The sequence below is a fragment of the Bradyrhizobium sp. cf659 genome (genome assembly GCF_900113725.1).
Taxonomy (GTDB): domain Bacteria; phylum Pseudomonadota; class Alphaproteobacteria; order Rhizobiales; family Xanthobacteraceae; genus Bradyrhizobium.
Genome location: NZ_FOQJ01000003.1, coordinates 486,914 through 508,962, shown reverse-complemented (window position 1 = coordinate 508,962; position 22,049 = coordinate 486,914). Strand labels below are relative to the sequence as shown.

Annotated in this window: 21 protein-coding genes; 11 read left to right on the top strand and 10 right to left on the bottom strand. The window is 65.3% G+C overall.

The features are described 5' to 3' along the window. Positions 1–47: 47 nt before the first annotated feature. Positions 48–1,433 carry a tetratricopeptide repeat protein gene (locus BM118_RS16420; protein ID WP_092186581.1) on the bottom strand — a complete coding sequence of 462 codons (1,386 nt, stop codon included), beginning with the start codon at positions 1,431–1,433 and terminating at the stop codon, positions 48–50. Between the two features lie 326 nt (positions 1,434–1,759). Here BM118_RS16420 and BM118_RS16415 point away from each other — a divergent pair, with 326 nt between their 5' ends. Both BM118_RS16415 and BM118_RS16410 read left to right on the top strand, forming a co-directional pair. Continuing rightward, positions 1,760–2,218: a hypothetical protein gene (locus tag BM118_RS16415; protein ID WP_143099479.1), complete on the top strand. Its 459-nt coding sequence runs from the start codon at positions 1,760–1,762 to the stop codon at positions 2,216–2,218. After that, complete coding sequence (locus BM118_RS16410; protein WP_244550162.1) at positions 2,166–3,281, top strand: right-handed parallel beta-helix repeat-containing protein; 1,116 nt, start codon at positions 2,166–2,168, stop codon at positions 3,279–3,281. Before BM118_RS16415 ends, BM118_RS16410 begins: the two co-directional genes overlap by 53 nt. A 71-nt stretch (positions 3,282–3,352) precedes the next feature. Here the strand turns inward: BM118_RS16410 and BM118_RS16405 are convergent, their stop codons facing one another. Next, positions 3,353–4,114, bottom strand: a complete 762-nt coding sequence (locus BM118_RS16405; protein WP_177234368.1) for a tetratricopeptide repeat protein — start codon at positions 4,112–4,114, stop codon at positions 3,353–3,355. 70 nt (positions 4,115–4,184) lie between these two features. On the opposite strand from BM118_RS16405, the gene BM118_RS16400 reads away from it, so the two are divergent. Next, on the top strand, positions 4,185–5,762 hold the full coding sequence (locus BM118_RS16400; protein ID WP_092186577.1) for a cation:proton antiporter: 1,578 nt from the start codon (positions 4,185–4,187) through the stop codon (positions 5,760–5,762). A 206-nt stretch (positions 5,763–5,968) separates the two neighbouring features. Continuing rightward, positions 5,969–6,739 (top strand): hypothetical protein, encoded by a 771-nt coding sequence (locus BM118_RS16395; RefSeq protein WP_092186576.1) that lies wholly within the window; start codon positions 5,969–5,971, stop codon positions 6,737–6,739. Between the two features lie 169 nt (positions 6,740–6,908). On the opposite strand, the gene BM118_RS16390 is transcribed toward BM118_RS16395, so the two are convergent. The 5 genes from BM118_RS16390 to BM118_RS16370 form a co-directional block, all read right to left on the bottom strand. Continuing rightward, positions 6,909–7,715: an SDR family NAD(P)-dependent oxidoreductase gene (locus BM118_RS16390; RefSeq protein ID WP_092186575.1), complete on the bottom strand. Its 807-nt coding sequence runs from the start codon at positions 7,713–7,715 to the stop codon at positions 6,909–6,911. Positions 7,716–7,772: 57 nt separating this feature from the next. Then, positions 7,773–8,150 (bottom strand): DUF1850 domain-containing protein, encoded by a 378-nt coding sequence (locus tag BM118_RS16385; protein ID WP_244550161.1) that lies wholly within the window; start codon positions 8,148–8,150, stop codon positions 7,773–7,775. Next, complete coding sequence (locus BM118_RS16380; RefSeq protein ID WP_092186573.1) at positions 8,147–10,255, bottom strand: TRAP transporter permease; 2,109 nt, start codon at positions 10,253–10,255, stop codon at positions 8,147–8,149. The genes BM118_RS16385 and BM118_RS16380 overlap by 4 nt, the downstream gene beginning before the upstream one ends. Positions 10,256–10,472: 217 nt before the next feature. After that, positions 10,473–11,420 carry a TAXI family TRAP transporter solute-binding subunit gene (locus tag BM118_RS16375; RefSeq protein WP_177234367.1) on the bottom strand — a complete coding sequence of 316 codons (948 nt, stop codon included), beginning with the start codon at positions 11,418–11,420 and terminating at the stop codon, positions 10,473–10,475. A gap of 193 nt (positions 11,421–11,613) precedes the next feature. Beyond that, positions 11,614–12,093, bottom strand: a complete 480-nt coding sequence (locus tag BM118_RS16370; protein WP_177234366.1) for a hypothetical protein — start codon at positions 12,091–12,093, stop codon at positions 11,614–11,616. Positions 12,094–12,288: 195 nt separating this feature from the next. On the opposite strand from BM118_RS16370, the gene BM118_RS16365 reads away from it, so the two are divergent. Continuing rightward, positions 12,289–12,591 carry a hypothetical protein gene (locus BM118_RS16365; RefSeq protein WP_092186570.1) on the top strand — a complete coding sequence of 101 codons (303 nt, stop codon included), beginning with the start codon at positions 12,289–12,291 and terminating at the stop codon, positions 12,589–12,591. Between the two features lie 208 nt (positions 12,592–12,799). Here the strand turns inward: BM118_RS16365 and BM118_RS16360 are convergent, their stop codons facing one another. Both BM118_RS16360 and BM118_RS16355 read right to left on the bottom strand, forming a co-directional pair. Then, positions 12,800–14,014, bottom strand: a complete 1,215-nt coding sequence (locus BM118_RS16360) for a hypothetical protein (protein ID WP_092186569.1) — start codon at positions 14,012–14,014, stop codon at positions 12,800–12,802. A 56-nt stretch (positions 14,015–14,070) separates the two neighbouring features. Further along, positions 14,071–14,700, bottom strand: a complete 630-nt coding sequence (locus BM118_RS16355) for an NUDIX hydrolase (RefSeq protein WP_092186568.1) — start codon at positions 14,698–14,700, stop codon at positions 14,071–14,073. 68 nt (positions 14,701–14,768) lie between these two features. Between BM118_RS16355 and BM118_RS16350 the strand changes: the two genes are divergently transcribed. From BM118_RS16350 to BM118_RS16325, 6 genes are all read left to right on the top strand, one after another. Then, positions 14,769–15,194: a PaaI family thioesterase gene (locus BM118_RS16350; RefSeq protein ID WP_177234365.1), complete on the top strand. Its 426-nt coding sequence runs from the start codon at positions 14,769–14,771 to the stop codon at positions 15,192–15,194. Between the two features lie 342 nt (positions 15,195–15,536). Continuing rightward, the gene (locus BM118_RS16345) at positions 15,537–16,547 is read left to right on the top strand and encodes an aldo/keto reductase (protein WP_092186566.1); all 1,011 of its coding nucleotides are present in this window, start codon (positions 15,537–15,539) and stop codon (positions 16,545–16,547) included. A gap of 15 nt (positions 16,548–16,562) precedes the next feature. Then, on the top strand, positions 16,563–17,876 hold the full coding sequence (locus tag BM118_RS16340; protein ID WP_092186565.1) for a tetratricopeptide repeat protein: 1,314 nt from the start codon (positions 16,563–16,565) through the stop codon (positions 17,874–17,876). Positions 17,877–17,909: 33 nt separating this feature from the next. Beyond that, positions 17,910–18,728 carry a CoA transferase subunit A gene (locus tag BM118_RS16335; protein ID WP_092186564.1) on the top strand — a complete coding sequence of 273 codons (819 nt, stop codon included), beginning with the start codon at positions 17,910–17,912 and terminating at the stop codon, positions 18,726–18,728. Beyond that, a complete protein-coding gene (locus tag BM118_RS16330) occupies positions 18,728–19,471 on the top strand; it encodes a CoA transferase (protein ID WP_092186563.1) in 744 nt (247 codons plus the stop codon). The genes BM118_RS16335 and BM118_RS16330 overlap by 1 nt, the downstream gene beginning before the upstream one ends. Before the next feature lie 202 nt (positions 19,472–19,673). Then, positions 19,674–20,252: a hypothetical protein gene (locus BM118_RS16325; protein WP_092186562.1), complete on the top strand. Its 579-nt coding sequence runs from the start codon at positions 19,674–19,676 to the stop codon at positions 20,250–20,252. Between the two features lie 4 nt (positions 20,253–20,256). Here BM118_RS16325 and BM118_RS16320 read toward each other — a convergent pair whose 3' ends face one another. Beyond that, on the bottom strand, positions 20,257–21,855 hold the full coding sequence (locus tag BM118_RS16320) for an oleate hydratase (protein WP_092186561.1): 1,599 nt from the start codon (positions 21,853–21,855) through the stop codon (positions 20,257–20,259). Between the last annotated feature and the right edge of the window lie 194 nt (positions 21,856–22,049).

Here is a 22,049-nt window from a genome sequence, read left to right as displayed (position 1 = left end):
CTCCCCGCAAGCGGGGAGAGGCGAAGAACACCGGCGTCGAACGCTTCTCAGCTGTCCATCGCGTTCAGCCGCTGCAACCGTTCCTGCATGACCTTCCTCAGATCGTAGCCGGCCCGGCCAAAGCTGGCGTTGCGGGTGGCGAGGAAATCGCGCTGGGTACGGCGCAGATCGCCGGCCGAACGCTTGCTCGCGGATTTCAGCACGCGCTCGTAGGTCTCGGCGATCTGGCGGTCGAGCACGCCGAGCTGCGGATCGGCGCAGATCACCTTCTCGACCTCGCGCTTCGCGGTCGCACAATCGAACGAGGGACCGTTGCCGGCATTCGCCGCGAGCGGACGCCGCGGCTCATCGCCGAATTTCGCGATCTCCGCGATCATGGTGCGCCGGCCGTTGGCCGCGTTGTCGTTGCCGGGGTCGAGCTTCAGCGCGGTCTCGTAATCGGCCAGCGCCTTCCTGCGCTCGCCCATCTTCTTGTAGAGCACGGCGCGGTTGTTGTAGGTCTGCGCGAAATTCGGGTCGAGCTTCAGCGCGGCTTCATAATCGCTCAACGCCGCTCCGAGCTCGCCCTTGAGCTGATAGGAATCGCCGCGGTTGGTGAAGAAGTTCGGCTTCGGCGCCAGCCGCAGCGCCTGGTCGTAATCGGCGATTGCCTTGTCGTATTCGCCCATCGCGGCCAGCGACAGGCCGCGATTGTCGTAATATTCCGGCACCTTCGGATCGAGCCTGATCGCCTCGCCGTCGTCGGCGACCGACTTGTCGAGCTGGCCGAGCTTCTTGTAGGCCGCGCCGCGATTGGTGTAGGTGCGCGGCCGGTTCGGATCGAGCCGCAGCGCCTCGCTGAGATCGCGGATCGCCTTCTCGTTGTCGCCGCCGAGATAATAGGTCACGCCGCGGTCGGACCAGGCCTGCGCGTCATCCGGCTTCAGCTTGATCGCCTGGTCGTAATCGGCGAGCGCGCGGTCGAGCCGGCGCTGATTGGTGTAGACGACGCCGCGCAGCTCGTAAGACTCCGCATCCTGCGGATCGAGCTCGATCGCCTTGGTCAGGTCCGCCGCGGCGCGATTGAGGTCGCCGCCGGCCTCGCGCAGGAGATCGCCGCGCACGCGCCAGGCCTTTGCGTTCCTGCCGTCGAGCGCGATGGCGCGGTCCAGATCGCGCAGCGCCTGCGTCAGGCCTCCGGAGGTCCGCGCATTGGCTTCGGCACGAGCGACGAGAGCCACGGAGCGGTCAGGCGCGGGATTTGCGCTCTGGTCGATGATGGCGCTGCACGCGGAGATCAGTTCCGCGGCAGTCGCCTTGCTGCCGAGCACGCAATCGGTGCCGGCCGAGGCTGGAGCGAAAAGGGCAAGGCTTATCGCCGCACCAAGGAAGAAGGCGCGAGGCGAGATTTTGGCAAACGAGGGCATCTGCGCGGAAAAATGCGTGCCGCACATGGCATAGGGCTCCGTGACGTCGGGTTCTCATCATTGTCGCGGCCATGCAGCAACCGGTTCAAGCAATGAGGTCGCCCGCGGTTCGAAAGCCGGCCGACGCAGGCAGAGTCGCGGGATCCATCGCGCCGTATCGGAGCGCACCGAAATCTCCGGTCTCTACCTGTGAGCGAGTTCACAGACTTGTATGATTAATGAGGTGTATTGTGCGCGAGCATTTCCGACCAGCCTTGAGACGTCGTGCTGAAACCAGTACCGGCATATTCCGAAATACTACTTAAAATAGTCAATTTCCACAATTACATGCGGAGGAAACGATGCGGTATGCGATGCCAATCTTCCGACTGCGTTACAATTCCATCTGGCTCGGCGCTGTCATGCTCGTGGGAACGACCCTTGCCACAACGGCGCAATACGTCCCCAATCGCCCGATCGATCCGAACCAGCGGCAGGTGGTTCTCGTTCATCAGGACACATCCGATTGTTCAGGCCGTGATGTCCCCAATACCGACTCACCGTCGGTCAGGGGCACGATCTGGGCAACGCGGCTGTTCGACGGCAACACCAGCGTGAAGGTGGCAATAACCGCCAGGCCCAACACGATCTATCACGTCTCGCTCAAATGCGTTCGCCCGATCGGCGACATCAAGACCGATGACGAGGGCGTCGGCATCTTGTCGCTGGTGTTTCCGACCGATCTGGTCGGCGCGGAGTACTCGTTCGAACTGGCGCCGGATGTCGCGCCGGCGGGAAGTCGCTACCAGAGCGCGCAGATTTCATTCAAATAGCCGGCCCCTCGCAAGGCGAGCCTGCAACCATTCCATATTCTTGCGTGGCAGAGCCATTGCCAATCGCCACATCATTTCGGAGAGCACCATGAACAGGATTGCACTGTCGCTCACCATCGCAGCAACATTTCTGCTGCTCGCGCTGCCGGCCACGTCCGCTCACGCCCAGGCCTCGCGGACCTGGGTGTCGGGGGTCGGCGATGACGCCAATCCCTGCAGCCGCACTGCGCCCTGCAAAACCTTCGCCGGCGCGATTTCCAAGACTGCCCTCAACGGCGAGATCAACTGCCTCGATCCCGGCGGTTTCGGCGCAGTGACCATCGTCAAGTCGATCACCATCGACTGCCATGAGATCTTCGCCTCGGTCCTCTTCAGCGGCACCAACGGTATCAACATTCCGTTCAACAGCTTCGCGGCGACGGATACGAGAAAGACCGTCCGGCTGCGCAACCTCAATCTGAACGGCGTCGACACCGGCCTTGTCGGGATCCGGATCAGCGGCGGCTCCACCATCGCCGGCGGCGTGGTCATCATCGAAGACACCCTCATCGACGGCGTTTTCGCCGGCTCGGCGTCCGGCATCCTGGATGATCGCACCGGCGGCGGCGAATTATATGTTTCCAATACCACCGTCCGAAATACCGGCACCTTCGGCATCGCCTACAATCCCGGAGCCGCCGGGCAGCGCCTCGAGATCGCGCTCGACAATGTGCGCGTTCAGAATTCGGCGAATATCGGCATTCTCATCGGCAACAACGGCCGTGCCATGATCAACCGGGCGGTGGTTACGGGCAACGCCCAGATCGGTGTCGGCGCGTCGGGCGGCGCGGCGGCGTCTGAAATAAACCTCAGCAACAGCGTGGTCAGCAACAACGGTCTCGGCGTAGGCAACCTCAACGGAACGGTCACCGTCCGCCTCTCGAACAACGATATTTCCTTCAACGCCACCGCGTTCAGCGGCGTCACCCTGTCGCATTTCAACAACCGGATCCAAGGTAACAATGCACTCGGTCCGGCTCCGACGCCGATCGGCTCGACCTCCAACCCCACCGGCCTGCAGTAGACGCCGACAGGACGGATGGTTTTGCGGAACGGCAAGAGCATGATCGGTCCGATCATGCTCTCGAAAACGCTCTAGTAGCCGTCCACCCCGTTCAGCCGCTGCAACCGCTCCTGCATCGCTTTTTTGAGATCATAGCCCGGCCGCCCGAACCCCGCGTTGCGGCGGGCAATGAAGTCTTCCTGCTCGCGCTGGAGCGCCTTGGCCTCGCCCGCATTGCGCGCCTCGCGGATCACGCGGGCATGCGATGCAAAGATCTCCCGGTCGAGATCGGCAAGCTCGCGATTTCCGCAGATCGCCTTCTCCACGGCGCGGGCCGCGCGGGCGCAATTGAAGCTGGGCTTGCCCGCGACCGCCATCTGCGCGCCGATCCGCTCGAGCTCGCGCGCCATCGCCTTGTGATTGGCCTTGGCCTTCTCGTGGTTCGGATCGATCTTCAGCGCGGCCCCGAAATCCTGCACCGCCCTGGGCTTGTCGCCTTTCTTCAGCCACAGCTCGCCCCGCGCGTTGAAGACATCCGCGAGCGTGGGATCAAGCAAGAGAGCACGGCTGTCGTCGGCAATCGCGTGGTCGACCTGATCATGCCGCGCGTAAAGCGCGCCGCGCGCCACGAGCGCCTTGATCAGGTCCCCCTTCGCCGTCTTCTCATTGTCGATCACGTCGGCGCAGGCGGAATTGGCCTTGTCCAGATCGTCGCCGGCGGCAGCCGCGAGGCACGGCGCGATGTCGACCTGCGTGACGGCGGCCGGCTCGCCGCCGGTCGCCGCCAGAGCCATGCCGAGCGGGAGCGCGCAGAGCAGTACGGCACCGGACAATTGAATGAGAAGAGAACGCATGGTCCTTGCAGTCGGAAAGTCTTGCCTTGAGGCCCTGCTATCCAGCATACGGCCGGATTGGTGTTAGCTTGTGGCGCCGCTCAACTCGGTTTCGGGGATCATCGTGTCGACATTCGAATGGATCATCGCGCTGCTGCTCGGCGCTGTTGCCTTATCGGCGCTGGCGCGGCGGATCAAGGTCCCCTACCCGACCTTTCTCGCCATCGGCGGCGCGCTGATCGCCTTCGTACCGTCGAGCCCGACCTGGGCGCTGGAGCCGGACCTGGCATTGGCACTTTTTGTCGCACCGGTGCTGCTGGATGCGGCCTTCGACACCTCGCTGCGAGATTTGCGCAACAACTGGGTTCCGGTCTCGACCCTCGTGGTGGCCGCGGTCGGCCTGACCACGGCCGGCGTCGCCTACGTCGCGCACCGGCTGATGCCTGACATGCCCTGGGCCGCCGCGGTTGCGCTCGGCGCCATCGTGGCGCCGCCGGACGCCGCGGCTGCGGTCGCGATCCTGAGCCAGGTCAAGCTGCCCCACCGCATGGTGAAGGTGCTGGAGGGCGAAAGCCTGCTCAACGACGCAACCTCGCTGCTGATCTATCGCATCGCCGTCGGAGCGGTCGCCACCGAGCATCTGACGTGGAGCCAAGTCGCGCCGACGATGGCGCTGGCGCTGGTCGGCAGCGTCATCGCCGGCCTTCTCGCGGCCCGCCTCATCCCGCCCATCATGGAGCGCGTGACGGAAGCCCCGAGCGCGATCATCGTGCAATTCGCCACCACCTTCATGATCTGGATCGCCGCCGAACATCTCGGGCTCTCCGGCATCCTCACCATCGTGGTCTATGCCATCACCATGGCGCGCACCGCGCCGGCGCGGATGCCGGCACGGCTGCGGGTGCCGTCCTATGCGGTGTGGGAGACGATGGTGTTCGTGCTCAACGTGCTCGCCTTCATGCTGATCGGCATGCAGATGCGGCCGATCTGGACGCGGCTCGACGCGGACGTGCGCTGGGAATATTGCGTGGCAGCAGCCTGGATCCTGCTTACGGTGGTCCTGGTGCGGCTGTCCTGGGTGACGTTCTACCGCACGACGCTGCGCGTGCTGATCGCGCACGGGCTCTACCACCCGAAGGATCCGAAGCAGGTGGCCTCGCCGAAGGGCGGCCTCATCATCTCCTGGTGCGGCATGCGCGGCCTCGTCACGCTCGCCACCGCCTTCGCCCTGCCGGAGAACTTTCCCTATCGCGACTTCATCGTCTTCATCGCCTTCGCCGTCGTGCTCGGGACGCTGGTGATCCAGGGCCTGACGCTGCGGCCGCTGATCCTGGCCTTCGGCCTCACGGACGACGACCCCGTCGGCGCCGAGGTCGCGCGCGGCCGCACTGTAGCCTATCGCGCGGCCCTCGATGCGATCGAAAGCGACCCGTCGGAGGAGGCGGAGATCCTGAGGCTCGAATATCGCGCCATCCTGATGCAGGCGGATCACGATCCGAACGGCGGCATCGTCAATGGCGAATTGCCCGCCGATCCCCTGCGCCGCCGCGCCATCGAAGCCGCGCGCAAATCCATCTTCGACCTGCGCGCCACCGAAGTGATCGGCGACGACGCCTTTCACCGCCTCGAGGAGGAGCTCGATCGCGCAGAATTGAGCGCGGGAGGATGAGACTCTCGATCCATCCACAAACTCGGTGTCGTCCCGGCGAAGGCCGGGACCCATAACCCCAGGGAGCAGTTGTGGCGCCAGGTTGGTAACCTCGAGTCTTCGCCAAACACGGTTTTGTGGCTATGGGTCCCGGCCTTCGCCGGGACGACGCCGGAGGGTGAACGGTTGGCGTTGAACCAGACGCCCCCTCCGCAGACTCATTCCAGATGACGACCCTGACCGACGACCGTCGTGTCCGCGCGCGTGATGCGTCGCCTGCACGATATTTTTATCTCCACATGGCCCTGGCCTGCGCGGCGACCGCTTTTCTCGGCTTCGCGCCGACCTATTGGGTACCGCTCGCCCGCGGTGCGTTTTCCGCAAGCCCCGTGATTCATTTTCACGGCCTCTTGTTCTTTACCTGGTCTCTCTATTTCGTGATCCAGACCTGGCTCGCGGCCTCAGGCCGCGTGGTCAATCACCGCGCGATCGGCATCGTCGGCGTTTCGCTCGCGACCGCAATGACGATCTTCGGCTTCCTCGCCTCCGTGCACGTGATGCAGCACTCCGCCGCGCTCGGGCAGAAGGAGGCCGGCATCGCCTTCTCGATCGTGCCGATGAGCGGCATCGCGTTCTTTGCGCTGGTGTTCGTGCTCGGCATCGTGAACACGCGCAGGCCGGAAGTTCACAAGCGCCTAATGCTGCTCGCCGCGGTCTCGATCCTCGACGCCGCGATCGCGCGCTGGTTTCTGACTTTCCTCGCTCCTCCCGGACCGCCCGGCCCGCCCCCGGTGCCGGTGACCATCGCGCCGGCCGTGGTGGCCTCCCTGCTGCTCGTCGTCGCCATGGTGCGCGACTGGCGCACCGAGGGCCGCGTGCATCCGGTCTACATCACCGGCACGCTCGCGATGCTGGCGGTGAAGGTGCTGAACTGGCCGATCAGCGAAAGCGCGGCATGGCATGCGTTCGCCGGCGGGATTCTGGCGCTGGCGCAGTAGTTTCTCCGATGTCGTCCTGGCGAAAGCCAGGACCCATTACCCCGAATGTCAATTGTTGAGGAAGGCTGGAGCCACCAACCTTCGCCAAACTTGTCCCTGTGGTAATGGGTCCTGGATCAGCGCTCGCTACGCTCGCTTGTCCAGGACGACGGCGGATGTGAGGCGGCGCCTACGCCCCCGCCTTGCACGTGATCCCGCCGTCGACCACCAACTCGATCCCCGTCACATATTTCGACTCGTCCGACGCCAAGAACAGCGCGGCGTTGGCCACGTCCCAGGCATCGCCCATGTGGCCCATCGGCACTTGCGCATCGCGCGCGCGCCACATCGCCTCCACGTCGCCCTTGGCGTAGCTGGAGGCAAGGCCGGCGGAATGTTCGACCATCGGCGTCTTCATCAGGCCGGGCAGGATCGCATTGACGCGCACATGATGCGGCGCGAACTCGATCGCGGTGGTGCGTGTCATCTGGTTCATCGCCGCCTTCGAGGTGCCGTAGGTGACGTAGGAGATGCCCATATGGCGGATCGAGGCGATCGAGGAGATGTTAATGATCGAGCCGCCGCCCTGCTTCACCATCACGGGGATGACGTGCTTCATGGCGAAATAGGCACTCTTGAGGTTGACGCTGAAGACGCGGTCCCAGCTCTCCTCGGTCACCTCGACCACGCTGCCCATCTCGGCGATGCCGACATTGTTGTCGAGCACGTCGATGCGGCCATAGGCCTTGAGGCACGCCGCGACCATCGCCTCGATCTCGGCTGACCGAGAGACATCGGCGGTGAACGCGGTCGCCTTGCCGCCTTCGTCCTTGATGATCTTCGCGGTCTCCTCGGCAGCAGTGCCGTTGCGGTCGACGCAGAACACCTGCGCACCCTCGCGCGCAAAGGTCACCGCGGTGGCCTTGCCATTGCCCCAGCCGGGTCCGATCGAGCCGGCCCCCACCACCATCGCAACCTTGCCCTTGAGCCGATCCATCGCGTGTCTCCCGTGTTGTTGTTGATTGTAGCCCGGATGAGCGAAGCGATATCCGGGCTACGGATCGTTGCAGACTTTCATCGTCGTAACGTTAGCACCTATGGGATGCCCGACAATCTCCGACAACGTCCGGCACGCGCCGTCATGGCAGAGCCGCCATTCCCCGGCCGCGCCGGAATTGCCGAGCACGACCTCCCGCATCGGCACCCGCTTCGGCTGCCATTGAAACCAGCCATCGACGAGCCGCGCCTCGGGCGGCGGCTCCATGCCGGCACCGGTGCCCTTGACCCGCGCCTGCACCAGTTCGAGACCATCCGGCGTGACGCGCCAGTCTTCCTGCCAGTCGACCTTTTCGATCGAATGCGTCCACACCAGCGTGAAGGCCGTGAGCGCCAGCGCCTTCACGCCCGACGCTGTGGCGAAGCAGAGGCTCACACCGCCTCGATCGCTGCCGGCGGGCGCTGCCGCCACTGCCACAGCACCAGCGCGGCAGAGAGCACGAAGCCCGCGGTGTCGCTGAACGGGAAGTCGCCGAGCAGGCAGAGCGCAGCGCCGAGCGCGACCACGCGCTCGAGCAGCGTCAGCCGCGCGAACAGGAAGCCGATCGCCACCATGCCGAACAGGCCGATCGCCACCAGCGCCTTGAAGGTCGCCAGCGCCACCGCGCCGTAGAAGCCGAGTTTTGCCGCCATGGGATCGCCGGCCTGGAGCATCAAGGCCGGCGAGTAGACGAAGATGAAGGGGATGACATAGCCGGCGAGCGCGATGCGCATCGCCTCCCAGCCGATCTTGTCCGGATTTTCCTTCGCGATCGGCGCGGCCGCGAGCGCGGCAAGCGCCACCGGCGGCGAGAGGTCGGCCATGATGCCGTAGTAGAACGCGAACATGTGGCTGGCGATCAGGGGCACGCCGAGTTTCGCCAGCGCGGGCGCTGCGAGCGCGGCGGTGATGATGTAGGTCGGGATGGTCGGAATGCCGGTGCCGAGCAGGATCGACAGCAGCATGGTCATGATCAGCGCCAGGAACAGGCTCTTCTCCCCGAGCCCGATCACCCAGCCGCCGAAGATGGTGCCGACACCGGTCTGCGACATCATGCCGATGATGACGCCGACGATGGCGCAGGCCATGCCGACGGTGATAGCGGATTTGGCACTTTCGGCCAGCGCGTCGCGGCATTCGCGCAGGGCCTTGAACCCGCCATTGATGAAAGCGGTGATCACAATCAGCCCGACGACGACGCTCGCGACCGGCACGATCTGAAGGCCGTCGCGCGACAACGCGGCGACGACGAGCGCGAGCCCGACCCAGAAGATGGTGCGGATCACCATGGAGGACGCACCGGCCGTGATGCTGGCGCCCAGGATGAGCGTCACCGTCAGCGCGAGGCCCATGCTGCCGGCATAGAGCGGCGTAAAGCCTTCGAACAGCATGTAGACCAGCGCGGCGAGCGGCAGCACGAGGTACCAGCGCGTCACCAGGGCCTTCCAGGCGCTCGGGATCTCCGAGCGCTTCATGCCGACAAGGCCGTGCTTGCCGGCTTCCAGATGCACCATCCAGAAGGCGGATGCGAAATAGAGGATGGCCGGGATCGCCGCCGCTTTCACGATTTCCGAGTACTGGACGCCGAGCGTCTCCGCCATGATGAAGGCGACAGCGCCCATCACCGGCGGCATGATCTGCCCGCCCATCGACGCCGTGGCTTCGACGCCGGCGGCAAAGGCGCGGCGATAGCCGAACTTGATCATCAAGGGAATCGTGAACTGGCCGACGGTGACGACGTTGGCGACGCCCGAGCCGGAGATCGTGCCCATCATGCCCGAGGCGAACACCGCGACCTTGGCAGGTCCGCCGCGGGTGCGGCCGAACAGGCCGAGCGAGACGTCGGTGAAGAGCTGGATCATGCCGGCGCGCTCCAGGAACGAGCCGAACAGGATGAACAGGAAGATGTAGGTCGCCGAGACGTAGATCGGCACGCCGTAAAAGCCTTCGGTGCCGAACGACAGATGCGTGACGATCTGGTCGAAATCATAGCCGCGGTGGTTGAGCGGCGACGGCAGATATTGGCCGAAGAACCAGTAGAGCAGGCACGCGCCGCACATCAGCGGCAGCGCCGCGCCCATCAGGCGCCGCGTGCCCTCGAAGATCAGCACCGCGAGCAGCGTACCGACGGCGAGATCGAGCCTGGTCGGATCGCCATCACGCGCGATCAAATCGGCATAGAAGATCCACTGATAGAGCCCGCAGAAGAAGCCGGCGCCGCCGATCACCCAGCCGAGCGCGCGGCCGACATCGCTTCTGGCGGTGAAATTGCCGATCAGACCGAAGGTGAGCAGGACCAGGAAGCCGACATGGACGCCGCGCACCACCTGGCTCGGCAGATAGTTGAAGGCGGCGACATAGAGCTGGAAGGTGGCGAAGGCAATGCCGATCCAGTAGGCGAGACGGCCCCACCAGCCCGGGCCGAAGCCCTCCGGGAAACCGTGCTCGAAATTGTCGAACTCGACCTTGATGGGCTCTACGGAGCCCTCTGCCTGCAACATCGATGTGTCCCCGCGCCCAATGGGCGTTCTTACAGCATTCACGCTGCGCCCTGAATACGTCATGCCCGGGCAAAAGCGCCAAGCGCGTCTTCGCGCAGATGACCCGGGCATCCACGCTCACTCCGTCATTCCGGGATGGTCCGAAGGACCAGACCCGGAATCTCGAGATTCCGGGTTCGATGCTTCGCATCGCCCCGGAATGACGACGGAGGGAGAATTACTTGATCAGCCCCTTTTCCTTGTAATAGCGGATCGCGCCGGGGTGCAGCGGAACCGGGCTGCCGGTGGCGGCCGTCTCGAGCTTGATCTCCTTGCCGGCCGCGTGGGCATTCTGCAATTCCGGCAGCGACTCGTAGACCAGCTTGGTCATCTGGTAGGCGAGATCGTCCGACACTGCGGAGCTCGTCACGAGATAGTTGACCACGGCCGCGGTCGGCACGTCCTTGTCCTGGCCCGAATAGGTGTTGGCCGGGATGGTCGCCGCGATGAAGGGCGGGCCGATCTTGTCGACGGTCTCCTTCGGCACCGACACCACCGTGATCGGGCTCGAGGTCGAGAGATCCTTCAGCGAGGCAACACCGAGCCCGGCCGATTGCAGCGTCGCACCCAACTGGCGGTTCTTCATGAGGTCGACGGATTCGGCGAACGGCAGGTACTCCACCTTGCCGAGGTCCTTGTAGCTCATGCCGGCGGCCGCCAGGATCGCGCGGGAATTCAGCTCGGTGCCCGACTTGGGCGCGCCGACCGACAGGCTCTTGCCCTTGAGGTCCGCCAGCGTCTTGATGCCGCTCTCGGTGGTCGCGACGATCTGGATGTAGTTCGGATAGATCGCGCCGATGGTCCTGAGCTTGTCGAGCTTGGACTTGAAGCCCGCTTCCTCTTCGCCGTCCCAGGCGGCCTTGAGCGAGTCGCCCAGCGTGAACGCCAGCTCGCCGCGGCCCTGCTGGAGCAGGATCAGATTCTCGACCGACGCCTTGGTGGCCTGCACCTGCGTCTTCACGTTCGGAATCTTGTCGCCGTAGATCTTCCCGATCGCGACCCCGAGCGGATAATAGACGCCCGAGGTGCCTCCGGTCAGCACGTTGATGAAGGATTGCGCATGCGCGCAAGGCGCCGACGCCGCCAGAGCAAGAGCCGCGGCCACGCCGAAAATCGTCCGTTTCATGATTTCTGTACTCCCCAAACCGGCGGGGAAATTGGCCGGATGAGGGGAGCGGGTCAACCCATCCAATAGGCAAAACAGGACTGCGGCAAATGGCCGTTCCGGCTCAGCTTTTGGGGAACCGGTCGGGTGCGGCGAGGTGGCGCAGCCGGATCGCGGCGCGCCCGAACGCATCGGGTTCGAGCGCGCGGTCAGCTCACTGGAACGTCATGTCCAGGCACTTCGAGATGTCGGAGCCGAGGCCGGAGGAGATGGTGATGCAGCCGCGCACCTTCTGCGCGGTGACGTCGGCCGCCCAGATCGAGTAGCCGCCGGGACCGAAGAACGAATTGGTGTTCGGCGGCTCGGTCTCGGTGGCGTCGAAGTCGTAATGGCCGTCGGTCTCGAAGATGCGCGGCTTCTTAGTGCAGCCGCCGTCGGTCTGGACGTTGATGACTTCCTTGTTGTCCCGGGTCAGCGCCAGCGAGACCTGGCAGCGGAAATATTCCGAGGTCCTGGTGTTGAAGAGATAGGTGTAGGATTTGCAGGTCGCCGTGTTCAGCTTGCCCGGGGCAAGGCCGCGGCTGCACGAAATCCGCTGGTTGTGGCTGAGCTGGTAATCATCGGCCCGGGCGGCCGGCGCCAGCGCCGTCAGCGACAATGCAGCAGCCCAGCAAAATTTGATCACGTGGCGCATCCGAATCATCCCTACCAATAATTTTGTCGAGTTGCGTTCTAGACGGAAAGCGGAACATAGTCGCGAGGGGACGAAGGGAAAATCACAAACTGCTGGGCAAGACGTGATGCGCCGCGGCGCTTTCGCGAATTGACCCGGCAATACCGTTCGTGATTTGTTCAAGCCGGATGCCCCGACGATGGGGAGGATGGGATCATGGCATTTTCAACGAAGGCATTTGCAATCGCAGCCGCGCTCGGCGCATTCACAGCACCCGCATTGGCACAGGCCGAGGCGACGCCCTGGGAGCTCAAGCCCGACATGGGCTACGCCTATGACAAGGAAGGCAAGACCTATTCCTACAAGATGGGCACCAGCAATGCCGGCGAGCTGCTGAAGGGGGCCAAGAAGGTGCCGAAGGGCACGCTGTTCTTCATCGGCCACAACGGCCAGCTCTACATGCGCAGCGGCCCGTATCTGGAAGGCGACGGCAAGTTCAAGTTCGGGCCGGATCAGTAGGGGACGGGCGGGCACGCGACACACTCGGTGTCGTCCCGGCGAAGGCCGGGACCCATACCGCGTGATCTATCGGATGGCGGACGGTAGGAGTACCGAACGACTGTCTTCGCCAAACTACTCCCTGGGGTTATGGGTCCCGGCCCCCCGTGCGCAATTGCGCAACTAGGCCGGGACGACACCTTTTAAAACGCAACCGCCAGCTCCCTCGCTAAAACGCCCCCGCCAATTCCCGCGCGCCGGCATTGTTGCCGTTGCTGTCCATCCGCGTATCCGTCACCGCGAGCAGCTTCGCCACCGTGTTGTGGCGGATCGCGACCGGGTTGCGCTCGTAGCCGCCGCGCTGGAAGAAGTTCGAGGTCGGCACCTGCTCGCGCATCGCCTGCGGCATCGTCACCATGTCGAGCCCGGTGCCGTCGCCGGTGAGGTTCATCATCTCGAGCTCGGCCGCGCTGAGCGGACGGGTGTAGCCCTTGGCGCGCGCGAACAGCACCGACGTCAGCAGCTTGTGGGTCTGGAGCATCGGCCCGACGTCGATGTCGAGCACCATGGCGTGCATCGCCCAGCCCTGCGCGGTGTTGCCGATCTTCTCGTGCTCCGACCAGGTGTCCGGCACCGACTTGGCATGCGCCACCATTTTCTTCAGCACGACGAGCTTGTGCTCGAGCGACTGGCGCGCCGGCCCGGAGGTCCGCGCCACCTTGTCGGAGAGCACGCGAATGAATTCATGGCCCTGCTCGGCCAGCAGCTCGACGCTGTTGGTGGTCAGGAGCTGGTTGTAGCCCATCGCGGTCGAGATCGCGCGCTTGCCGCCATGCTCGATACCCGCCTGCACGTCGTAACTGCCGGTGCCGCCGGTCTCGAACGAATAGACCCGGACGGCCTGCTCGCGCGTCAGCCCGGAGGCGAGCGCGTAGCGTGCATAGGCGCGCTTGAACTCGACCTCGCTGGACGGGCGCTGCGGCGCGAACTGGTAGAGCTCCTGCGCCGCGCGCAGCAGATCGGCGACGACGGGGATCGGCTTTTTGGTCGGGCGCTCCGGCGTTTCCTCCGGCTCCGGATTCACCGGCCGCTTCGGTCCGTTATAGAGCGGCGGGTGCTCCAGCACGTAATCGTCGAGTGTGATCTGCTGCCCGCTGCGCCGCTTGGCATTGCGGGTCTTCCGCTTCTCGGAGATCTGGCTCCAGTAGGCGCCGGCTTCCTCGTCGAAGGCCGCGCGCGCGGCCTGATATTCCCCGAGCTTGCGGCGATATTCGAGCACGGCGGGCGATGCCCCGCCTTGCGCAAAGAACTGCGACAGGAGCTGGGCCTTGGCATCGCGGACGGCGGGCGGCAGCGCATCGGACGCGCCGCCGCGCGCGGCGGGCGCGAGCACGACGAGCGCGAATGGAACCAGCGCAAGGCTCTTTCGAATCGAATGATGCATGCCGCCCTCTTAACAGGCATCCGGTAACCGTCACGTTAACGCGCCGTTTACCATCGTCACTTCCAGGCGAACACCGGCTGTTCCAGCTCGGTCACGCGGGTCTGCCGCCCCGCCAGCACCTCGCGGAACTGGTAGATCAGCGCCGCCGTCGGCGCGTGAATCAGGCTCGCCTGATGATGGAAGCGGATGACGCGGCGCGCGCTCTCGGGGATCGCGACGAAGTCGAAGGCGTCGTCGTGCTCGATCGTGGCGAGCGCGATGCGATGAACGGAGGCGACCTCGTCCGGGTTCGGACGGATCGCGGCGTCGTCCGTAGCCCAGACCACCACCGGCGTGATCAGATAGCCGGAGCGGGTCGGATAATCGTCGAGCGTGCCGAGCACCTGCGCGCTGGTGAGACGAAGGCCGAGCTCCTCGTCGAGCTCGCGCAGCGCCGCCTCGACCGGCGTCTCGCCGGCATCGCAGCGTCCACCCGGCAGGGCCCATTGGCCGCGATGGGCGCGCAGATGCGATGCGCGCAGCGTGAGCAGGAAGGCGGTGTCGTCGCCCTCGCCCGCCGCGGTCAGCGCGACCGCCACCGCAGCGCGCTTCAACGCCGGCGCCGCGCCGTCGTCCGGCAGCCGCGTGAAGGCCGCGCAGGCGGCCGCGATATTCCGCCGTGTGGCATCGTCGAACGGTCTCATCATGCTTGACTACACCACGTCCGCCCCCGATGAAATGAGATCGCAAGGCCCGCAGAGGAATGGACGACGAGATGACCAACAAGGCCGCCGCAAGGCTGAAATCGGAGGGCTGGACCATCCTCGAGACTACGGGCTTCATGCACCTGATCGGCCCCTTGTGGGAACGCAAGTTCGACGGCCACTACGAATTCGCACTCGCCACCGAGGACAAGCATCACAACCGCCGCGGCATGGTCCAGGGCGGCGTGATGATGACGTTCGCCGACCGCACCTGCGGCATGACCGCCCGCTACGTCTCCGGCAAGGAGTTCATGGCGACGGTGCAGCTCGACACCCATTTCGTCGAGGCCGGCCAGATCGGCGACATCCTGATCTCGCGCCCGCGCGTGGTGCGCTCGACGCGCAGCCTCATCTTCATGAGCACCGAAGTCACCGTCGAGGGCCGCTGCATCGTGATGGCCAACGGCGTGTTCAAGATCTTGAAGGGGCCGGCGTAGCGGCTCGCTCTCCGTCGTCGTCCTGGCGAAAGCCAGGACCCATTACCCCAAGGAGAAGTTGTGGCGCGAGCACGTAACCACGAGTCTTCGCCAAACCACGTCCTGGGGTAATGGGTCCTGGATCGGCGCTCCGCTCCAGACAACGCTGCGCGTTGTCTGGAGCTGCGCTTGTCCAGGACGACGTTGGGAGGCGGTGTCGCGTCCCCCAACCTCGTCATTGCGAGCGCAGCGAAGCAAACCAGATGCGTTCCGCGGACGCATCTCTGGATTGCTTCGCTGCGCTCGCAATGACGGCGCGGGATGGTTATGCTGCCGGCTTCGACAGTGTTGAGGAAGCAGCCCATGCAATACCGCCAGCTCGGCCGCACCGGCCTGAAAGTCTCGCCGATCTGTCTGGGCACCATGATGTTCGGCGGGCCGACCGATGAGGCCGCATCAAAGCGGATCATCGCGAAAGCCCACGAGGCCGGGATCAATTTCATCGACACCGCGGACGCCTATTCGAAGGGCGGATCCGAAGAGGTGGTGGGCCGCGCCATCGGCAACAACCGCCATTCCTGGGTGCTGGCGACAAAGCTCGCGAACCCCATGGGCAGCGATCCCAATCGCGGCGGGCTGTCGCGGCGCTGGGTGTTGCAGGCGGCGGACGAAAGCCTGGCGCGGCTCGGCACCGACCACATCGACATCTACTATCTGCACAAGGAGGACCATGCGACGCCGCTGGAGGAGACGGTGCGCGCGATGGGCGATCTGATCCGATCAGGCAAGGTGCGCTATTTCGGCGTCTCGAACTACCGCGCCTGGCGCGTCGCCGAGATCTGCAACATCTGCGACCGGCTCGGCATCGACCGGCCCGCGGTGAGCCAGCCCTATTACAACGCGATGAACCGCATGCCCGAGGTCGAGCACTTTCCGGCCTGCTCCTATTACGGCCTCGGCATCGTGCCTTACAGCCCCTTGGCGCGCGGCGTGCTGACCGGCAAGTACAGGCCGGATGCAGTCCCGGACAAGGAGACCCGCGCAGGCCGCAACGACACCCGCATGATGCAGACGGAATGGCGGCCGGAGTCGCTCCAGCTCGCGCAGGAGATCAAGAGCCACGCTGAAAAGAAAGGCATCACCGCCGGCCAGTTCGCGGTCGCCTGGGTGCTGAACTCCGCTTTCGTGACCTCCATCATCGCCGGCCCCCGCACCGAGGAGCAGTGGGACGACTATATCCGCGCGCTCGACTATCGCTTCACCAGCGAGGACGAGGCCCTGATCGACCGCCTGGTGACGCCGGGCCATCCCTCGACGCCGGGCTACAACGACCCGGCCTATCCGATCGAAGGCCGCCGCGCGCGAACGGCTTGAACTCCGGAGACGACGATGGCGCATGACGACCGCTACGGCCTGCCACTCTCCACCGCATCCGATGCCGCGGCATCCGCCTATCGCGAAGGCGTCGACCTCATGCTGGCGGGCTGGACCGGCACCGCGGAGACGCTGGAGCGCGCCATCGCCGCCGATCCGGACTTTGCGCTTCCCCTTATCGCCCGCGCCCGCGTGCATGCCTTCTACCAGCAGGGCGACCTCGCGCGGCAGAAGGCGGCACGCGCGCGCGAGCTCGTGGCGAAGCGCGGCACGGAGCGTGAGCGCTCGCATGTCGAGACCTTGGCGCTGGCGATCGAGGGCCGCCTGCCCGAGGCGATTGCGGCGACGCTGAAACATATCGAGGCATGGCCGCGCGATGCCGTGGTGCTGTCGCTGCCGCTCGGCGCGTTCGGCCTGTTCGCCTTCTCCGGCATGGCCGATCACGACCGTGCGCGGCATGAGCTGTGCGAACGCGTTGCGCTACATTATGGCGAGGACTGGTGGTTCCTCACCATGTCCGGCTGGGCGATGACCGAGAACGGCGACGTCGCCCGCGGCCGCGGCATCACCGAGCGCGGCTTCGCCCTGCGCCGGCAGAATGCCCATGCCGCTCACGCCGTGCTGCATGCGATGTTCGAGGATGGCTCGATCGAGGCGGCCGACCGGCTCGTCGACGAGTGGATTCCGACCTACGACCGCGCCGGAATCCTGCACGGCCACATCCGCTGGCATCAGGCGCTCGGCGCGCTGGAGCATGGCGATGCAGCACGCGCACTCGCGATCTATGCCGACGTGCTCCAGCCCTCCGCCACGCAGGCGCCGCCGCTCAACGTCATCACCGACGGCGCCTCGCTGCTCTGGCGCCTGTCCTCTTACGGCCACGCCGTGCCGAAGGCACTCTGGCTTGATGCCGACGCCGCCGCGCAAAAGCTGTTTCCGAAATCGAGCCTGCCCTTCGCCGACGTCCACATGGCGCTGTTCGCCGCCGCAACGCAAAACCGCGACGCGCTCGCCGCACGCCTTGCCGTGATCGAGCAGCGGGTCGCCGAGGGCAAGCTGCCGGCCGGCCCCGTGGTGCCGGCGATCTGCCGCGCGCTGGCGGCCTTTGCGGACGAGGACTATGCGGCCTGCGTGCGGACGCTCGCGCCAGTGCTCACCGACGTCGTCCGCATCGGCGGCAGCCACGCCCAGCGCGAGCTGATCGAGGATACTTTTATTGTCGCCCTGATGCGCGGCGGCGAGCTGCCGCGCGCCCGCAGTATGCTCGACGCCCGCCTGCATCGACGCCCCTCCCTGCGCGATACGCGCTGGCAGGCGGCGTTGGCTTGAGGCAGGATAAGAAAAACAATGCGGGGGACGCCCATGACCGAGATCGTTGCGCTGGAGGCGCTTGTCGCGCGCGTCACATCGGGGCAGTCGCTGGCAATTCCCGTCGACGGCTCCGGCGTCGCGATGGCCGCGACCGCGGCGCTGCTCGAAGCCGGTATCCGCGATCTCAAGCTGATCTGCGTGCCGATCTCGGGCCTCCAGGCCGATCTCCTGATCGGGGCCGGCGCCGTCGCCTCGCTCGAGACCAGCGCGGTGTCGCTCGGTGAAGCCGGCGCCGCGCCGCGCTTCACCGCGGGCGTCAAGAGCGGCGCGTTTGCGTTACGCGACTCCACCTGCCCCGCGATCTACGCCGGCCTCCTCGCGGCGCAAAAGGGCGTGCCGTTCATGCCGATCGCCGGCATCATCGGCAGCGACCTGCTCAAGGTGCGGCCGGACTGGCAGGTGATCGACAGTCCCGTCGGCGAAGCGCGCAAGGTGGTCGTGGTGCCCGCGATCTCTCCCGATGTCGCACTGTTTCACGCGCCCGAGGCCGACCGTGCCGGCAATGTCCGGATCGGCCGCCACCGCGAGCTCGCCGGCCTCGCCTATGCCGCAAAACGCACGCTGGTCACCGTCGAGCGCATCGTCGATCGCAATCTGCTGGAGACGGAAGACTCCGCCGCCGGTGGGCTGCCTTCGCTCTATGTGGACACCATCGCGGTCGCCGCGCGCGGCGCCTGGCCGCTGGCCCTGTGGGACGAATATCCGGCGGACGAAGCCGAGATCGCGCGCTATGCGGCGATGGCGCGCAGCGAAGACGGCTTTCGCGCCTATCTCTCCGGCTTCCTGACGCATCGCAAGCAGGTGGCCTGATGTCATCGGAACGCGAACGGCGCGAAATCCTGATCGCCACCATCGCCGACCTGCTCGACGGCATCCGTCACGTCGCGGTCGGCGCATCGTCGCCGATCCCCGCGGCCGGTGCGATGCTGCTGCGCGCACGCAACGAACGCGACGGCAAGCCGCCGGTGCGCATCTCGATCCTGGGATCGCAGGCGCATAATTTCTTCACCAATGGCGGCATCGAGTTGTTCGACTGCGCCGCGCAAGGACGGGTCGATGCCTTCTTCCTCGGCGGTGGCCAGATCGACGGAGCGGGCAACATCAATCTGGTCGGCACCGGCGACTATCCCACGAACAGCGTGCGCTGGCCCGGCTCGTTCGGCTCGGCCTATCTCTATCATCTCATTCCGCGCGTGATCCTGTTTCGCGAGGAGCACACCCCGCGCGTGTTCGTGCCGAAGGTCGATTTCGTCAGCGCCCGGGCGATCACACCGGGGGTCGCTCGCCGCGGCGGGCCATACGCGCTCCTGACCAACATGGCGCTGTTCGGCTTCGACCGCGAGGCAGGCGGCTTTGCCTTACGCTCGGTGCACCCGCCCTTCACGCCGGCCGACATCAGGGAAAATACCGGCTTCACCTATGAAGAACCGGAGGTGGTGCGGGAAACCGCACGGCCCGATACCGCAACCCTGGCATTGCTGCGCGGCCGGATTTTCGACGAACTCGCCGAGACTTACCCGGCCTTTGCAAGGACGATGAAGCAGGCGGCGTGATCATTCGGCTCCGCCACGAAAAAAACACCGGCCTGGCGGCAAGTGCCTGCCGGGACGGGTTGGGCGATTGGACGAATCGCCGATGGGTGGCGCGGTGGTATTCAGGTCGGGCGTGGCGACACAAACGGGATCGCAACCAATTTGCGGTTCGATGGTTATTGAACGGAACTTTTCCGCGGTCCCCTGGCATATGAGCCCCACGATGCGCCTCTGCCGACCGGCCCTCGCAGCAGCCTTCGTTGCCCTCGCAAGTCCTTGTTTTGCCGACTCTTCCAGGCCGATTCCCGTCAACAATCCGTCGGTGCAGCAGAGCGCCTTCATCGATTTGCTGGCGCTGATGTCCGGCCACTGCAAGACGCTCAAGGTCGCCGGACGTACCCTTGCCTGCAAGACGGTGGCCTACGCCCATGGCGATACGGGCCGGGTCAATTTCGCCGTCGCCGTCGACGACCCCACCGACGAGAACCACGTCGTGTCGTTCTCCGGCGAGAACGGCAAGCGGGCCGACGACAACTCCTACGAGCTGCCGATCGACCGCATGCTGCTCAATTCCAAGGACCGGCCCAAGGTCGACGGCCTGCCCGTGCCGGCGGAGCAGACCTCCACCGGAATCTGCCGCCAGACCGGCAATTTTGCCGCCCGGAAGGTGACTGATGTCACCTGCTCCGCAACCGACAGCGAGGGCCGGAAGTACGAACTCCTGTTCGTCTCCGACGGCACGCCGGTGAGTGTGCGCCGCATCAGGCAATCGTCGCCGTCGATCCAGGATCCCTTCAAGTAGATCCTCACGCGAACGCCTTCTCCAGCGTCGCGAAGATCACCGCGAGCGACTTGTCGTGGCGGGTCACCGGCGGCACCGGGCGATCGATCTTCATGAGTTGATAGACCGCCATCTGCGCCGCGCGCACCGAATATTCGACGGTGAACACGACGTCGTCGGGGATTTCGACGAACTGGCTGACGAAGGCGAGATTGACCGAATTCCTGGGAACCGGCAGCGGCCGATCGGTCGCGTTGCGCGGCATGAACATGCTGGTGATGTAGGGCATGCGGCAGGGAATGCAGATCGCATTCTCGAACACATCGCGATCGAAGTTCAGGTGCCCGCACAGCTCGTTCAGGATGTCCGCACCGCCGCAATCGGACATCGGCTTCCCGACGAAATTGCCGACGCGGTCCGGATGCAGCGCATAGCCCCAGAACACCTGCACGTCCTTCGGCTGACCGGCGAAATGCGGCTGATGATACAGCACCGCCGACATCAGCCAGTTGGAATCCCTGAACGTCACCAGCCCGCCGGTGCCGGCCCTGTTGCCCGAGAACGCCTCCATCTTGTCGAAGAAGCGCGGATCGCGGCAGGTGACCGTAAAGGACAGCCAGTATGATTCCGGGATCGAGGTGTTGAACGCGGACGGATTGCCGAATTCGGGACGTCCCTGCGCGATCGTCTCCCACAGCGCCCAGCCCTGGCTGTCGGCCTTGGTCAGGTGCGGCGGCGGCTCGGTCATGGTGCCGAGGCTCGAGGCATCCGTCATCGAGCCGTTCTGGAAGAACACGAGATCGCCGTCCTCGAGGCGGACATTGGCGGTGCGGCCGTCGCGATCGAGCACGAGCTGGCGCACGCGCACGCGTCCGGCCTCGTCTTCGAGCGTCATGTCGGTGACGCTTGTGCCGCGCACGAATTGCACGCCCTGCCGCTTCAGCCAGTCGGCAAGCGGCCGCACGATCGCGTCATACTGGTTGTAGACGGTACGCTTGACGCCGGCGAGGGTTTCGATGCGCGGGAATTCGTTCATGAAGCGGTGCAGATAGCGCTTCAGCTCGACCGCGCTGTGCCAGGGCTGGAAGGCGAAAGTGGTCTGCCACATGTACCAGAAATTGGACTCGAAGAATTTCGGCGACAGCCAATCGGTGATGCGGCTGTTGCCGAGCGTCTCCTCCGAGGCCTCGGTGAGCCGCAGCAGCTCGAGCCGGTCGCGCGCGGAGAAGCCCATGTGGGAGACGTCGATCTTGAAGCGGTTGCGGTCGACCAGCCGCGCCTGCGAATGCGCCGGGTTCTCCTCGTTGAATGCGACGGTCTCGTCCCGCACGCTCAGGCCCGGACGTTCGAGCGAGGGGATGCCCGACAGCAGGTCCCAGGTGCATTCGTAGTGATCGGTGGTGAGCATGCGCCCGCCGCGCAACGAATAGGCGCCGTTCGCGAGCAGCGCGCCGTCGAGGCTGCCGCCGAGCAGCGGCTGCGCCTCGTAGATCACGATGTCGCGCCCCGGCACCTGCGCGTCGCGAACCAGGAACGCCGCGCCCGCGAGCGATCCGATGCCACCACCGATGAAATACGCCTTCATGACTTGCCTCGATTGCAATTCGAATTCTCGCAGAGAGATTGCATGGGGGCCGGCGGCCGAAGTTGCGCTGGATCAAGCGCAGCGGAAGCGGCGTTCAAGAGGACGTGAGCGCTCTCCTTCTCTCCCTCTCCCCGTTCTTACGGGGAGAGGGTCGGGGTGAGGGGCTGCCTCAGCAATAACGGTGAGAGTTAAACTCGCGGAGGCTCCCCCTCACCCGTATCGCATCTTCGATG